The following is a 14,588-nucleotide window of genomic DNA, read 5'->3' as shown; positions in this document are numbered from 1 at the left end:
GGCTAGCGGTAGTTGGGACAACACTATCAAACTGTGGGAAGTTGCAACAGGAAGAAAAATTCGCACCCTGAGTGGTCATTCTAGTTACGTTAATTCCGTCGCCATCAGTAGTGATGGGCAAATCTTGGCTAGCGGTAGTTGGGACAACACTATCAAACTGTGGGAAGTTGCAACAGGAAGAGAAATTCGCACCCTGAGTGGTCATTCCAGTTATGTTAATTCCGTCGCCATCAGTAGTGATGGGCAAATCCTGGCTAGTGGTAGTCGTGACAACACTATCAAACTGTGGTCGGTGACAACAGGAAGCGAAATTCGCACCCTGAGTGGTCATTCCGGTTATGTTAAATCCGTTGCCATCAGTAGTGATGGGCAAATCCTGGCTAGTGGTAGTGGTGACAACACTATCAAACTGTGGGAAGTTGCAACAGGCAGAGAAATTTGCACGTTGAGTCTTTTTGACTCAGTTATTTCCGTCGCCTTTACCCCCGATGGAGATTGGCTGGCTGCTGCCGATTGTAGCGGAAATATCAAAATATGGCGACGCAGCTAGTTGTGCAATAACAGCGTCAAAATAGTAAATAGAATTTGCAAACAATCTGATGTTAAAAAAATGCTAGAAATAACTAAAAATTACGTTATGGCTGAAAATCAGCAACTTATTGCTGTACAAATTACTATAGCTGACTGTATGCAAGATAATTAATGATTTTGAATAAAGATGATGCTATCTATCAACAAATTATTCAGATTGCCAGAAATTACGGAATTTTTGATTGTATTCCTTGTGCCAGAGCCATGAAAGAATTTTTAGTATCACAAAGAGTTCATGGTAAGCACATTAAATTGGATACAGGCTCACAAGATCCAATCTACGGCAGAATCTATGATGATAGTATTGGAGAATTGATTGCTACCACTGGTCATCATGAAGGTATTCTCATTGAAATAGATGGTATTGAACTTGTCTTTGATAACATCCACTATCAAGGAATTACTAGATTGCGTTGGATGCAAAATCTCTATTCACCCATTTTAGATGTAGGGAAAGAATTTCAAATAACCGAAATTTACTTTTGAATCAAGCCATTCAGGGAGTTGAGTATGGATAATCTATACGATTTACTACAAAAGATCAAAAAAAGACCTGCAATGTATCTGGGCAAACATTCCATCTTCAATCTTCAGGCATTTTTGGATGGATACTATTTTGCTCGGCGCGAACTTGGTATACCTTTAACCGAACAAGAGAGCGAGTTTCAAAAGTTTTTACAATGGATAAGAGAAAAATTTCAGGTTGAAACTGGACAATTATGGGCAAGTATCATTCTCTTTAATTCTGCGGATGAACGAAGTGCAGTAGACAGATTTTTTAGCTTATTTGAAGAATTCATTAATCAGCAGCCAAATATTATAGATAATAAACAAGTGGAAAAGCTGCGTAAGCTAGGCAGCTAATACGTTGCTTCCTTCGCCTCTAGCCCCTATGGTTCGTTCTTGGCTTGCTGCTGGAGATAATAGCGGAAATATCAAAATTTGGCGTTAGCAGAGCGGTGCGCTAGCACTTCGCCGTTAATTGTAGAATAACAGCGTCAAAATATCATCTTGAAAGAAATGGTAGTTATAACCGTTTACACTTATTACTTTTAAACAGAAATATTCCTATGAAAATTAGCTATGATGCCGAAGTTGATACTCTCAGTATCACTTTCCGCGAAACCACTGTAACAACGCAACATTTAGCTGAAGGAATCGCCGCCGATTATGATGCAGAAGGACAATTAGCTGGTATCGAGATATTAGATGCTGTCAAACGATTTGGTGGACAAGAAACTCTCCGCCAAGTAATTATTGAAGGAATAGGTTTTTCAGTTACTAGTGAAAACATGACAAATGTTGAAAAAACAACAGCCTGACAATGAAAATTACTTACGATCCAAGGTACAACATAGCTAAGAGTCGCACATCGTAAAGATATTTATAGAATTTTTCCTTGATACAATATCTTTAGAGAAACACATATCATAAATTGTATCGCGCTGACTATGACAACTATAATTGCTAGACCTTCATCCTTGATTGGCAGTATCAGAATAGAAAAGCTGGATAAATTTCACCTGTTCAAATTTAATGATGAACTACAAGCACGGATGGAAGAACTGTTAGAACGTAAAAAAGCTGATTTACTAACTCCAGAAGAAGCGATTGAACTTGAAGAAATTGGAGAACTAGATAGAATTTTTACCCATATCAACGCGATGCTAGTAGCTCAACACAATGATTGATGATGCTACTAAAGAAATTGTCCGAAAACGCGCCAATTATTTGTGCGAGTATTGCCATTCTCCCGAACGCATTTCCACAACAAGATTTACAGTAGACCATTTGATACCAAAATCTATTGGTGGTTCTGATGAACTTAATAATTTAGCCTTGGCTTGTCGTCGTTGTAATGAACGTCGCTACAACTTTGTCGCAGGATATGATTCAGAGACTAAAGCAGTAGTACCTCTATTTAATCCTCGTCAACAAATTTGGTCAGAGCATTTTCTGTGGTCAGCAAATGGTAGGACAATTATTGGAGTTACTCCCACTGGTAGAGCAACCTGCAACCGACTTGATATTAACGATGAACGCTATCCAGAAGATGACTCCATTCAGAGTGCGCGGGGTTTTTGGTTTCAAGCCGGCTTACATCCTCCTCATGAAGATCCCCGAAAAAGGTAGTCGCTATGATTCTCTTTAACTGAAGCGTATTACTCTTGAACCTACTACCGTTTAATTCTAAACGCAAAAATTTTAACTTTAAACGAAAACATTCTCACTTCAAACCGAAATGTTCTCGTTTCAAACCAAAACGTTTTCACTGCAAACCGGAATGTTCTCGTTTCAACCCAAAACGTTCCCACTTCAAACCAAAACATTCTCACTTCAAACCGGAATGTTCTCGTTTGCAACGAAAAGGTTCTCACTTGAAACTAAAATATTAATGCTCTAAACTCGGAGTGTCTCACTTTAAACAAAAACACCCAAGCTCAGAGCAAAAAGTTTTATGTTTTTAGGTAGAAGCGTTGAGCTAACTTCTCGACTTATGAAGTTTGTGGTTGCACTTTTTTAGCTTTTCGGGCAAATCTGCGTCCTAAATCATCAACCATTGACTCTAAACCCGCGCCTTTACCACTGGCTTTAGCATAGTTATATATCATCAAACCCGCCGCATAAGCTTCGCTACCAACAGCCACAGAAGTATCATCCAGCAGTTCTTGCAGTTGCGTCAACGACAGCAAAATGGGATACAGGGCTTCAAATAATTCGATATCTTGGCGCATTTCATTCAAGTCAAAAGAACGAGGTAAGAAGTCAGGGTTTTGTGTGCCGATTTCCAACGCCTTACTCACAAACGCCCGACTCTTATCCCCCAGCTTGGGTAAAGCTTTACGCTCGTCGGTTGTCAAATCAATCAAGAACGGTAACTTTTCGCGGATAGTAGTAATAGCTTGCATCACGGCTTCTCTGTCTGCGGAGGAAAGTTTTGCACTGACTTTATTATCTGCCATTTTTCATACGCCCTTAATGGTACTAAATTTCAGTATTCCCCAAGTTATTTAGAAAGTAATAGTTATTTATAAGCAATTAAGAAAGTTTTTTATACCTTTAAATAAGTGATATCTCGCTAATTACCAACCTTGAGCAAGTTTCACCATTAGAGTCCAGTGGCATTTGACCAAGGAAGCCGAACATTTAGAGATAATAGTAGCAGAGGTAATCTCAAAATTTGGCGTTAGCGCTTCGCAGCTAATTGTGGAATAACATAATTACTTCTATAGGAATCCTATTTGATTGCGTGAAAAAACTCAGTACACATCTATTCGCTTCTGTTCCCTATTCCCTCTTAGAAGCTGTGAATTTAGCATAATAAGTACGGTAGAGCCATAAAAGTAATAGCCGAAAAATATCAAACCCAATTTTTCTTATGACTTCTTCTCCCCATTACATCCCTCAATCTGACCCGCCGCTTCCTCCTTGGGAAACTCTACCAACGATGTATGATTTACCAAGTGATAACCCAGAGGAACCAGGTTTGCCAGACGATTTTCACTTTTTACAGCCCTTACTTTTATACTTAACTTTTCAGCCCATTAACTGGAATCCCGAACTAGTTTACAGTGCGGCTGACCTTAATCTCTACTATGATTTACAGCATCCTTTGTGGTACAAGCGTCCAGATTGGTTTGGTGTAGTAGGTGTAGAAAAGTTATACAAAGGGCAAGACTTACGGTTAAGTTATGTAACTTGGCAAGAGCCAGCAAATCCCTTTGTGGTTGTTGAGTTATTATCTCCAGGTACGGAAGACGAAGATTTAGGCACAAGAAGAGAAAGTGCAGCAGATAAACCTCCTAGCAAATGGGAAGTTTATGAACGAATTTTGCGGATTCCCTACTATATTGTTTTTAGTCGCTACACTAATGAATTTCGGGCTTTTCAGTTAGTCGGTGGTCACTATGAACCGATGAGCTTGACTGAAGGGCGCTTACTAATGCCAGAGATAGATTTAAGTTTAGGCTTATGGCAAGGTTCATTTCGAGATATTGAAAGGTTGTGGTTAAGGTGGTTCACCTTGGCGGGAGAATTAATTCCCGCACCCACAGAGGAAGCTGCTGCTGCAACTCAACGAGCTATCATTGCAGAACAAGAAGCTACAGAAGCTAAACAAGAAGCTGCTCAAGCCAAACGAAAAGCGGAACAATTAGCAGAACGTTTGCGTCAGTTAGGCGTGAATCCTGATGAACTAGATGAATTATTGTAGCTTCAAGAGTCTTTTTTGATACGGAGGATAATTTTCTGCTTTTGAGGAATCACCTATACTGGAAACTTTGATAGTCGATGCCAAAGTAGCTATCAAATAACAAGACTGACTCTCATAAAGATTAATTTTTGAGAGCGATCGCATATTCAGCACTTGAAATACATATAATATTTACCTTGGAGAAGTCTATAGCAACTTCAGTTTTTTCTCAAAAACCATGATGTCACGCTATATCCTTACTGTTCCAAAACTCAGTCCTAATTGAGTTGCTAGGGATGAGATGTGGTTCAGCTACAACTCCAAAACGTGATAACCTGAACATTCGCAGATATTACCGCAGACACTGGTTATATCCCATCTGCTAAAATACGTAAGTACAAGTAGTATAATCAAGCTACCCATGTAAAAATCGTCTATTTGGTTACACAAGACCGTTAAAAGATTGTAGAAAAGTGTATTTCCTTGTGTTGATAGTGGTGCTAACCTCAATTTTAAGGATGTTATCAGCCCTTATCTGCTAGAGTTTCTGACTTTCAGCAAACTAGATAATTTATCAACAATAAAATCGCTAGGAGTGCGATGAGATGTCACAGTCCCCTATGACAAGACCAGAAATAGCTGCTGGAACTCTAATCGATAACCGCTATATTATCCAAAAACTTCTGGGACAGGGAGGATTGGGGCGAACTTACTTGGCGTATGACACTCGGCGGTTTAATGAAGCTTGTGTTCTCAAGGAGTTTGCACCCATTGGCACAGGGGAAAGTGGACTGGAACAATATCGCAACTTATTTAAAAGAGAAGCAAAAATCCTTCACCAATTGCAACATCCTCAAATTCCCAAGTTTTTAGCTTGCTTTGAAGGAGATGGTCGGTTATTCCTAGTACAAGAGTATGTTGACGGCAAAACATATTCTAGGCTGCTGGGAGAACTTCAACGTCAAGGAAGAAACTTTTCTGAAGACGAAGTTATCCAGTGGCTAAAAAATCTACTGCCTGTTTTGGAATATGTCCACCAGCACAACATTATCCATCGAGATATTTCTCCTGATAACATCATGTTACCTGATGGCAAGGATCTGCCAGTGCTGATTGATTTCGGTGTAGGGAAGCAAATTGCTGACATGAACGAGGGGAGAAATTCTAACCACCAAGTAACATTTGTTGGCAAAATGTCCCTTGTCGGCAAAGTGGGGTATGCACCCCGCGAACAGATTAGCTTAGGTTTATGCTCCGCTTCTAGTGACCTTTACGCCTTGGGGGTAACAGCTATTGTACTACTCACAGGTAGAGATCCATCTTTACTAATGGATCAGTACTCACTTGAATGGAACTGGCGTTATTATAGTTATGTTAGTGATGAGTTCGCTCAAGTACTTGATTGTATGTTGGCAGATAGACCCAACAAGCGATACCAAACAGCCAGAGAAGTTATTAAAGATTTAGAGCGGATTGGAGAACCAGAAGTGGCAATGTCTCCTCCAATCATGCTTGATGATTTGCCTGCTACGGTATTTAATCCTGAATTTCAGGCTATGTCGGCAATATCGCAGTCATACAACCAACCTGGAGAAACAATTTTTAGTTCACCTAGTTTACCTGCTAATGCCCAAAATGGGCGAATTGAACAACAACAACCTTCACTACAACCAGCATTTATTAAACATTGTCAGCAAGGGTTAGCTTACCACATTGGGCCAATGGCAAATCTGATTATAGAAGAAATATTAGATGAAAATCCTTATATTTCACCTGACCAATTTGTTGAACTCATAGCCAGTCAAATTCCTAACCTTAAAGCCGCTTTTGAATTCAAAAACAGCTTATCTTCATAGATATTTAGACTAATATTAATTTAGAAATAAGTTGGAATTGTTTAACTATTTCTAATAAGTTAATATTTGTGAAGAAATGTAAATTTAATTACAAAACTTAATTACGTTAGCATAGATACCTGGAGGGATCTTGCTACGCACAGTGTCTCCTGAAGAGCGTCATTACGAATTAAATTACTTTAATCCCCTGCGCCTCCCTGAGTGCGTTTGATTCTCTTCATTGCCATTTCTAAACTTAACTGCATCCGTTTAAAGGCTTTAGCTAAATTACCGATTTCATCATTAGACATCTGCTCGAATTCAACTTCCATGTGTCCCGTACTAACTTCTTCAGCTATGCGAGTCATGCGTTTGAGAGGCACAACAACCTGTCGATTCAAGAACAGGTTAACTAACAGGATAGTCACTATAAATATAGTTGATACAATTAAGATAATTAGTAAGGAAGACTGATTTGCTTTGCTAATTACATTCTTCGCCGGTACTGATATAATTTGAGCGCCAACAATTTCATTCAGTTTCCACCCAAATCCATTAGCTGCACCATAAAGAGTAATCATACTTTGGGGTGCAACTTCAGGTGTGCTATGACACTTCAGACAGCTTTCTTCAGAAACTCTTAAGGGACGAGCAATATAAAAGATATCTCCACTAGGAATTGAGCGAAATCCACTCACTTCTTTAAGGTCTGATTTATTTCTGAACCTTTCTACGATTTCCGTCTCAAAACCGTCAGCCTTATCTCGCAGATTTGTGGGATTGAGAGTTGCTTCTTTATAAAAGAAATCACGATATTCTGTTGTTTTCCGTAAAATCTCAAATACCTCCCGTGCTGAGTATCCAGGCACGGTTTGCGGCAAAAATTCAGTAGCCAATTTATCAACTAGCTCTGGATTCACTTGAGTACTGGTGTATTTCCGAACAGAACTCATTGTTTGAATGAGGATAAGACCAGTAGAGCTAATATCTTGTTTAGCATTCTCCCTGAGCAAAGAAGAAAGAGCAAATCCACTCAAGCTCAAACCGAATGTCAGAATTACCAGTAGCAGAATTGTAAACTTTTGTTTCAGATTGAGATTCTTTAGCATAATTACAAATTACCTACAAGTCAAATTATTATGAACAAATATGGCGAAAGTCATCGTTTAGTCTAGCATGAGCAATTAACTCTCATACTTTAATGTAAAGGCACAATTTCGCTAAAGCTATTAGGGTATACACAACTTTATACTATTAGTAATTATTGAGGTTAATGAAAATGTTCTCTAAATAAGTAAGTTCCAAAAAGCTATAACAGCGATTCAAATGGAATTCCCAAAAATTCGTGTTGGCTGTTTTGATACCGTGCCAAAATAAATATCAGCAATTGTCAAATATTACTAATGGTGTGGAATGCAGGAAAGTCTTTATTCGGTGGACGTTACATTATCGAAAGCCAATTAGGTGAAGGCGGAATTGGCATTACTTATCTTGCCAGAAATCAACGGAATCAACTGCGAGTGATTAAAACCCTTAAAGAAGAAATCCTGAACCACCCCGCCTGGATACTCCACCGAAACAAGTTACGGCAAGACTTCCGTGATGAAGCAGTTAGGCTGGCTGTGTGTCACCATCCCCATATAGTAGAAATAGAAACCATCTTCGATGAAGGTAATTTTCCCTGCATGGTGATGGAATACATCGAAGGCGAAGACTTAGGACAGTACCTAAGACGGGTTGGAGTGCTATCAGAAGCAGAAGCGCTGCTGTATATCAGACAAATTGGCGACGCTTTGACACTAATCCATTCTAAAGGATTGCTGCATCGGGATCTCAAACCACGCAACATTATGATCCGCATTGATAAATCAGAAGCAGTGCTGATAGACTTTGGCATCGCTAGAGAATTTATTCCTAATGTAATCCAAAGACATACAGTGTATCGCACCCCTGGTTTTGCTCCACCTGAGCAGTATGAATCAGAAGCGCCACGAGGAGAATACATTGATATCTACGCTTTAGCCGCTACCCTGTATAATTTGCTTACCGCAGTGATACCGACGAGTGCAGATGATAGACGACACAATATTAATTTAGAACCACCACAATATTTTAATCCCAACATTAGCAATAGGGTAAATCAAGCTATTATGTGCGGCATGGATTTGGAGTCAACCTATCGTCCCCAGTCTGTGCAGGAGTGGTTGGATTTATTGGGCCCTGAAAACGAGAAAAACATAGCACCAGCAACATCTACCTTAGTGATAACGCCTAGAGTAAAATTACCTCCACCTGTTGTATTAGATCAGCAAAACTGGCAATGTATACAGACCCTCAGAGGTCATTCTAATATGGTTCATGCGATCGCTATTAGTCCAGATGGGCAATTGATTGCTAGTGGCAGTAATGACCATACTATTAAACTTTGGCAACTAGGTACTGGCAAGCTAGTGCGTCAAATGGGTCGTTGGTCTTCTGGTCATTCTAATATGGTTAATTCCGTCGCCTTTAGCCCAATCTCAGCAAAGCTTTCTTATCAAGGAGAGTCAGGCAAATCTGCCGGAATCACAGATTTGAACGCGGGAATCTTGGCTAGCGGTAGTTGGGATAATACGATCAAATTATGGGATGTAAACACAGGAAAAGAAATTCGCACTCTCACTGGTCATACTAACTGGGTGAATTCTGTTGCCTTTAGTCCAGATGGCAAGTTTCTTGCTAGTGGCAGTGCTGACTGCACAATTAAACTATGGCAAGTAAGCACTGGTATAGAAATCCAAACTCTCACAGGTCATTCCGACTCAGTTTCGTCAATTGCTTATTCGCCGAGAACGGCTACAACGACAAACAGCCAGGATAGACAGCTTATAGCTAGTGGCAGTAATGACTACACCATCAAACTGTGGCAAATATACACGGGCAGAAACATCTACACACTTACAGGTCATACCTTCTTCATCAACTGCATCGCCTTCAGCCACGATGCAGAAATAATTGCTAGTGGCAGTGGTGACAACACAATTAAATTGTGGCATGTAAACACAGGCAGAGAAATTCGCACACTTACAGGGCATTCTGATTCAGTTTGGTCAGTTGCCTTTAGCCAGGATAGGCAATTTCTCGCTAGTGGCAGTTGGGACAATACTATCAAACTGTGGCATTTACACAGTGGTAGAGAAATCAGCACACTTACAGGGCATTCCAGCTATGTTCGATGTGTCGCCTTCAGTCCTGATGGACAAACCCTAGTGAGTGGTAGTGATGACGATACTATCAAGATTTGGCGACGGGGTAGTAAATAATTCGTAATTCGTAATTTTGAATTGACATCTCTGTGTGCTTGATGGGCTTAGTGACTTTTAAACCTACAGATAGAACTGCGATCGCCCCAAATTTGTGACAATAATGACGGCAACCGTGATTTTTGAGCAAATATTTATTTTTTATGGGCTTTGGAATTGGTGATATATTCTGGATTTTCCTGCTTCTGACTTCTTTACAACCCCTTTGGCAAAAACGTCAAATAGAATATCGCCGCTTGCGTGCTTTACAAGAATTCCAACAGGAACGCAAAAGTCGGGTAATTTTGTTGATTCACCGCCAAGAGTCTATTAGCTTTCTGGGAATTCCCATATCTCGCTACATTACTATCGAAGACTCAGAACAAATATTACGAGCTATTCGCCTCACACCCCCAGATGTGCCAATTGACTTAATTTTGCACACTCCTGGTGGTTTAGTTTTGGCAACAGAACAAATCGCCAGAGCATTAATTCGCCACCAGGCAAAAGTTACAGTTTTTGTCCCCCATTACGCTATGAGTGGCGGTACAATGCTTGCCCTAGCCTCTGATGAAATTATTATGGATGCTAACGCTGTCTTGGGGCCAGTTGATCCCCAATTGGGTAATTACCCCGCAGCAAGTATCCTAAAAGTAATTGAAGATAAACCTATCAGTGAGATTGATGACCAAACTTTAATTATGGCCGACCTCTCACGCAAAGCAATTCAGCAGGTACAAAGGTTTGTACGAACTTTACTTAAAGACAGTATACCCAAACAAAAAGTTCTGCCAGAAAATATCGAATCGATTATCGAAGCCTTGACAACCGGGCGCGTCACCCACGATTATCCCATAACTATTGAAGAAGCAACAGAAATGGGGCTGCCCGTAACTGTCGGACTGCCCCATTCTATTTATGGTCTCATGGATTTGTACCCACAGGCACAAGGAGGGCGACCCAGCGTACAGTACATTCCTATGCCTTATAATAACGGCCGTTCAATTCTACCTACACCCAAAGGCAGACCCTTAGAAGAACCAAATCAGATGATTTGAGGGGCTTTGGGGTAGGAGTTTTTGTGGCGACTAGGGTGTAGATGTTGGTGTAGCTGTCGGTGTTGCCGTTGGTGTTGCCGTTGGTGTTGCCGTTGGTGTTGCCGTTGGCGTTGGCGTAGCCATTGGCGTTGCCGTTGGAGTAGCTGTCGGTGTAGCTGTTGGTTTAGCCGTTGGTTTCGTTGTTGGTTTAGCTGTTGGTTTAGCCGTTGGTTTCGTTGTTGGCTGACTCAAGACTGTCTTTGCTTCTTCATTCAGCTTTTGGCGGAGTGCTAAATTAGCAATTCCAGTTTCTTGCAACTGATATTTCTTTTGATACTCCTTCACCACTTCTTCCGTGCGGGAACCGTAAAAATGATCGCGCGGTAGGGGAGGATTAGGCTTGACTACTGCATTCAAATTTGTGTGCAAAATTTGAACAATGTTAGCAGCAAAATTTTGGGTTTTTGGCCCAGCTATCCCATCAACTGGTTTTAGCTTATAACCTGTCTGAAATTCACGAATTGCCTTTTTGGTTTCCTCATCCGTCAAAGCACCATTTGTTACCTTGACGTTATAGCCTAGACCTCGCAATACAGCACGGAATTGCTGGGGCGTATAGCTTCGTTGAGAGGCTGCGAAACCTGTGTCTGCAATTACCACACTAGCACTTATCAGGCAAGTAACAGCAAAAGTCGCGCTTGATTTTCCAAAACCACACCACATATTTAAAACTCCTTTGGATTAAATCAGCAGGATTATAAATGTTAACAGTTGCATTTTAAGTTTGTTTAATAACTTTTTTCGCGATTTTTTAATGATTTTTGAATAACTTATGAATAATTTTTGCCAAAGTTAGCTCTATTCATAAAAACTAATTTACGTCATCCATCAAAAGACGTATCTTGTGTTAGCAGAGATGCAGAGGTTATCATTTGAAGCGAATACACGCTTTGAACACTAAATTTCGATATAGATAAATTTATGTGGATCGGTGTCAACCTAAGCCCCAGTGAAGGTCATAAAGACTCCGGCACGCTGACGCGCTAAACGAAGCTATGCCGTACCACTTCGTGGAAGCAAGCTAGCAAGAGCGTCTCTAAGAGTTGGCTTTACGCGGCTACACAAGCCAAGTCGCGAGGATCTGGCTTAAGAGAAAATTAACAAAGTGCTTAAGCCCTTTGTCTCTAAGCATTTTTTTAACCTTAAGTTGACATAAATACATATACATGAACTTATACTGAGGTCTACTGAACTGCAAATTGCTGTACTTGGTTGGAAAGAAACGAAAATTAATAGATGGAATATCTAATATTCCAAATATCCAAAAAATGTATAATATGCAACAAAAAAAGAAAGATATAAAATCTTCTAAGCAGAAGAATCTTTGGTTTGAAAGATTTATGGCAATTACTGCCACTGTAAATTTAGGTTTAGTTTTGTTTAATTTAAGTTACGTACCTTGGCGAGATTTCTACTTGCGGAAACTTCCCCAAGTTATTCAGATTTATGACCCAATAAAAGGTATTGAACCCCACCGAGACACAAAAAGTTATCTAGAAACAGTAGACGCATTAGAAGAACAAGTCAGCCAAACAGGATTAGAGTCTTCTGAGGTAAAAAGCAGACTAGAGCAAATAAAGCGTCTTAGCGACGAGATGATTGACAGTAACCCCTTTGCTGGAGTTAATAAGAGTGGGACTTTGGAAAAAATCAAAAAGCGGATGCGATCGCACATCGGTAACGAATCTGCAAAACAGTCCTTTGCCATTTTTTGGAGTCAGCCTTATTTATCACAAAATGGCTGGGTTAAAGAAATTAATTTTTTTAACGATCGCATTCGCCCTTTGATTGCCACTAATTACTACCGCCAAATCGGTGAAAATGGCGAATTTGTGGATAATTTTTGGATTATTGACTTACCCTTCGTGATTTTATTTGGCATAGAATTGCTGGGGCGTACCTTCTCAATCAAACGCCGACATCTTGGTTTAAGCTGGTTTGAAGCACTATTGTGGCGTTGGTACGACGTATTTTTACTCTTACCATTTTGGCGCTGGTTGCGAATCTTACCTGTATTAGTCCGCCTCGATCAAGCGCATTTATTGGCTCTCCACCCAGTCCGAAAGCAAATTCATCAAGGGATTGTCGCCAATTTTGCCGAAGAACTCACAGAAGTAGTAGTGGTAAGGGTAATTAACCAGGTTCAAGGTTCAATTCAGCGGGGTGAGTTAACGCGCTGGCTCTCACAACATGAAAATTTACGTCCCTACATAGATATTAATAATGTAAATGAAGTGGAAGCGATCGCAAGTCTTTTAGTAAAAACAATTGTTTACCAAGTTTTACCAGAAATTCAACCTGCGATCGTTGCCATTTTGCGCCACAACATCGAAACCGTCTTCCATCAAGTTCCCATTTACCGCAACCTCCAGAATCTCCCTGGCGTGGGACAAGCTCAAACCCAGTTAAGCGAACAACTGGCGACGCAAATCACAACTAATCTTTACAAAACTTTAGTTAGCGCCGTTGAAGACCCTGTTGGCGCAAAACTTACCAGTCAACTCGTAGAAAAGTTTAGCGAAGCCTTGGGATCTGAAATCAAAGAAAAACACGTACTTTCCGAAATTCAGAGTTTACTTTTTGACTTCTTAGAGGAAATCAAAATCAACTACGTCCAGCGTTTGTCCCAAGAAGACATAGACCAAATTATCGAGCAAACCAGGCAGCTACGCACACAAACATCAGTTCCAGCAGTCGTTGAGAAAAGCACCGTTCTCCCAGAAATACGGGAAGGGTAGAGAGAGTAGAAGAAGCCGGGGAGCAGGGGGCAGGGGGCAAGGGGGAGAATAAAAATTACCTATTTCCCCTCTGCTCCCAGCTAAGAGCCCCTCTGCCTCTTGTGTCCCATACCCAATGCCCTATACTCGACTATCCATTAAATGCGCTAAACTCGAATGAGGGCGAACCATCATTGATTCGTCACAAGGCTTCTTGGAAGATATACCTATCGCAGGAAGTGGGTCAGTGCCCACTTTTTTTATTGAATTCTCTCATGGCTCATCCTTTAGTTCCACAAATTATTGATTTGGCGACACCAGTAGCAGAAGAACTGGGATTGGAAGTGGTTGGCGTGATTTTTCACACTCACCAAAGTCCACCAGTGTTGCGGGTAGACATTCGCAATCCTCAGCAAGACACCGGATTGAATGATTGCGAGAGGATGAGCCGTGCTTTAGAAGCCTCCTTAGATGCTGCGGAAATCGTTCCAGATAAATACGTCTTGGAAGTGTCTAGTCCTGGTATTTCGCGGCAACTGGTAACAGACAGAGAGTTTATTTCCTTTAAAGGATTTCCTCTCATTATTTCCACAACGCCCCCTTACGACGGACAACAAGAGTGGATAGGTCAGTTGATTCGCCGGGATGAGACAACACTTTACTTAAACCAAAAAGGTCGTGTAGTCGAAATTCCCCGCTCCCTAATTACAAAGGTGCAGCTAGACGAGCGCCGATAAACGAGTGATTAAAGGCTAGGGACTAGGGACTAGGGACTAGGGACTAGGGATTGGAGGAGCAGAGGAGCAGGGAGCAGGGAGCAGGGAGCAAGGGAGAAGAGTTTTCCCCCTGCTCCCCGCCCCTCTGCCTCTTTTCCA

General features: G+C 40.8%; 15 protein-coding genes. 12 read left to right on the top strand and 3 right to left on the bottom strand.

The genetic code is table 11. The features are described 5' to 3' along the window. From HWQ36_RS30635 to HWQ36_RS30610, 6 genes are all read left to right on the top strand, one after another. Positions 1 to 550: WD40 repeat domain-containing protein (locus HWQ36_RS30635; RefSeq protein WP_292709853.1), on the top strand; the 550-nt coding region annotated here is incomplete at its 5' end. Between the two features lie 158 nt (positions 551 to 708). Further along, positions 709 to 1,077 (top strand): papain fold toxin domain-containing protein, encoded by a 369-nt coding sequence (locus tag HWQ36_RS30630; protein WP_292709851.1) that lies wholly within the window; start codon positions 709 to 711, stop codon positions 1,075 to 1,077. A gap of 24 nt (positions 1,078 to 1,101) precedes the next feature. Further along, on the top strand, positions 1,102 to 1,455 hold the full coding sequence (locus tag HWQ36_RS30625; RefSeq protein ID WP_292709849.1) for a hypothetical protein: 354 nt from the start codon (positions 1,102 to 1,104) through the stop codon (positions 1,453 to 1,455). Positions 1,456 to 1,661: 206 nt separating this feature from the next. Then, on the top strand, positions 1,662 to 1,913 hold the full coding sequence (locus tag HWQ36_RS30620) for a DUF2283 domain-containing protein (protein WP_292709847.1): 252 nt from the start codon (positions 1,662 to 1,664) through the stop codon (positions 1,911 to 1,913). 129 nt (positions 1,914 to 2,042) lie between these two features. Next, the gene (locus tag HWQ36_RS30615; protein ID WP_292709845.1) at positions 2,043 to 2,282 is read left to right on the top strand and encodes a hypothetical protein; all 240 of its coding nucleotides are present in this window, start codon (positions 2,043 to 2,045) and stop codon (positions 2,280 to 2,282) included. Continuing rightward, positions 2,275 to 2,724: an HNH endonuclease signature motif containing protein gene (locus HWQ36_RS30610; protein WP_292709843.1), complete on the top strand. Its 450-nt coding sequence runs from the start codon at positions 2,275 to 2,277 to the stop codon at positions 2,722 to 2,724. The genes HWQ36_RS30615 and HWQ36_RS30610 overlap by 8 nt, the downstream gene beginning before the upstream one ends. A gap of 362 nt (positions 2,725 to 3,086) precedes the next feature. On the opposite strand, the gene HWQ36_RS30605 is transcribed toward HWQ36_RS30610, so the two are convergent. Beyond that, positions 3,087 to 3,554, bottom strand: a complete 468-nt coding sequence (locus HWQ36_RS30605; RefSeq protein ID WP_292709842.1) for a hypothetical protein — start codon at positions 3,552 to 3,554, stop codon at positions 3,087 to 3,089. A gap of 416 nt (positions 3,555 to 3,970) precedes the next feature. Here HWQ36_RS30605 and HWQ36_RS30600 point away from each other — a divergent pair, with 416 nt between their 5' ends. Both HWQ36_RS30600 and HWQ36_RS30595 read left to right on the top strand, forming a co-directional pair. Further along, entirely contained in the window at positions 3,971 to 4,804 is an 834-nt protein-coding gene (locus tag HWQ36_RS30600) for a Uma2 family endonuclease (RefSeq protein ID WP_292709840.1), read from the top strand. A gap of 584 nt (positions 4,805 to 5,388) precedes the next feature. Continuing rightward, the gene (locus HWQ36_RS30595; RefSeq protein WP_292709838.1) at positions 5,389 to 6,639 is read left to right on the top strand and encodes a serine/threonine-protein kinase; all 1,251 of its coding nucleotides are present in this window, start codon (positions 5,389 to 5,391) and stop codon (positions 6,637 to 6,639) included. A gap of 179 nt (positions 6,640 to 6,818) precedes the next feature. Here HWQ36_RS30595 and HWQ36_RS30590 read toward each other — a convergent pair whose 3' ends face one another. Then, positions 6,819 to 7,727, bottom strand: a complete 909-nt coding sequence (locus HWQ36_RS30590; protein ID WP_292709836.1) for a DUF3365 domain-containing protein — start codon at positions 7,725 to 7,727, stop codon at positions 6,819 to 6,821. A gap of 294 nt (positions 7,728 to 8,021) precedes the next feature. Between HWQ36_RS30590 and HWQ36_RS30585 the strand changes: the two genes are divergently transcribed. Then, entirely contained in the window at positions 8,022 to 9,920 is a 1,899-nt protein-coding gene (locus HWQ36_RS30585; RefSeq protein ID WP_292709834.1) for a serine/threonine-protein kinase, read from the top strand. A 143-nt stretch (positions 9,921 to 10,063) separates the two neighbouring features. Beyond that, positions 10,064 to 10,957, top strand: a complete 894-nt coding sequence (locus HWQ36_RS30580) for a hypothetical protein (protein WP_292709832.1) — start codon at positions 10,064 to 10,066, stop codon at positions 10,955 to 10,957. Positions 10,958 to 10,987: 30 nt separating this feature from the next. Here HWQ36_RS30580 and HWQ36_RS30575 read toward each other — a convergent pair whose 3' ends face one another. Further along, entirely contained in the window at positions 10,988 to 11,659 is a 672-nt protein-coding gene (locus HWQ36_RS30575) for a peptidoglycan-binding protein (protein WP_292709830.1), read from the bottom strand. Positions 11,660 to 12,264: 605 nt separating this feature from the next. On the opposite strand from HWQ36_RS30575, the gene HWQ36_RS30570 reads away from it, so the two are divergent. Both HWQ36_RS30570 and rimP read left to right on the top strand, forming a co-directional pair. Next, positions 12,265 to 13,734, top strand: coding sequence for a hypothetical protein (locus HWQ36_RS30570; RefSeq protein ID WP_292709828.1), 1,470 nt, complete (start codon positions 12,265 to 12,267; stop codon positions 13,732 to 13,734). Between the two features lie 254 nt (positions 13,735 to 13,988). After that, the gene (gene rimP / locus HWQ36_RS30565; RefSeq protein WP_292709826.1) at positions 13,989 to 14,450 is read left to right on the top strand and encodes a ribosome maturation factor RimP; all 462 of its coding nucleotides are present in this window, start codon (positions 13,989 to 13,991) and stop codon (positions 14,448 to 14,450) included. Positions 14,451 to 14,588 lie beyond the last annotated feature (138 nt).

Source organism: Nostoc sp. NMS2 (assembly GCF_017115105.1).
In the GTDB taxonomy this organism is placed as follows: domain Bacteria; phylum Cyanobacteriota; class Cyanobacteriia; order Cyanobacteriales; family Nostocaceae; genus Nostoc.
This window is presented reverse-complemented; position numbering and strand designations above follow the sequence as displayed.

Excerpts from the sequence above, each read along its gene's own strand:
- HWQ36_RS30575 (WP_292709830.1), bottom strand. The coding sequence starts at position 11,659 with ATGTGGTGTGGTTTTGGAAAATCAAGCGCGACTTTTGCTGTTACTTGC.
- HWQ36_RS30610 (WP_292709843.1), top strand. The coding sequence starts at position 2,275 with ATGATTGATGATGCTACTAAAGAAATTGTCCGAAAACGCGCCAATTAT.
- HWQ36_RS30615 (WP_292709845.1), top strand. The coding sequence starts at position 2,043 with ATGACAACTATAATTGCTAGACCTTCATCCTTGATTGGCAGTATCAGA.
- HWQ36_RS30580 (WP_292709832.1), top strand. The coding sequence starts at position 10,064 with ATGGGCTTTGGAATTGGTGATATATTCTGGATTTTCCTGCTTCTGACT.
- HWQ36_RS30570 (WP_292709828.1), top strand. The coding sequence starts at position 12,265 with ATGTATAATATGCAACAAAAAAAGAAAGATATAAAATCTTCTAAGCAG.
- HWQ36_RS30585 (WP_292709834.1), top strand. The coding sequence starts at position 8,022 with ATGGTGTGGAATGCAGGAAAGTCTTTATTCGGTGGACGTTACATTATC.
- HWQ36_RS30620 (WP_292709847.1), top strand. The coding sequence starts at position 1,662 with ATGAAAATTAGCTATGATGCCGAAGTTGATACTCTCAGTATCACTTTC.
- rimP (WP_292709826.1), top strand. The coding sequence starts at position 13,989 with ATGGCTCATCCTTTAGTTCCACAAATTATTGATTTGGCGACACCAGTA.
- HWQ36_RS30625 (WP_292709849.1), top strand. The coding sequence starts at position 1,102 with ATGGATAATCTATACGATTTACTACAAAAGATCAAAAAAAGACCTGCA.
- HWQ36_RS30595 (WP_292709838.1), top strand. The coding sequence starts at position 5,389 with ATGTCACAGTCCCCTATGACAAGACCAGAAATAGCTGCTGGAACTCTA.
- HWQ36_RS30590 (WP_292709836.1), bottom strand. The coding sequence starts at position 7,727 with ATGCTAAAGAATCTCAATCTGAAACAAAAGTTTACAATTCTGCTACTG.
- HWQ36_RS30605 (WP_292709842.1), bottom strand. The coding sequence starts at position 3,554 with ATGGCAGATAATAAAGTCAGTGCAAAACTTTCCTCCGCAGACAGAGAA.
- HWQ36_RS30600 (WP_292709840.1), top strand. The coding sequence starts at position 3,971 with ATGACTTCTTCTCCCCATTACATCCCTCAATCTGACCCGCCGCTTCCT.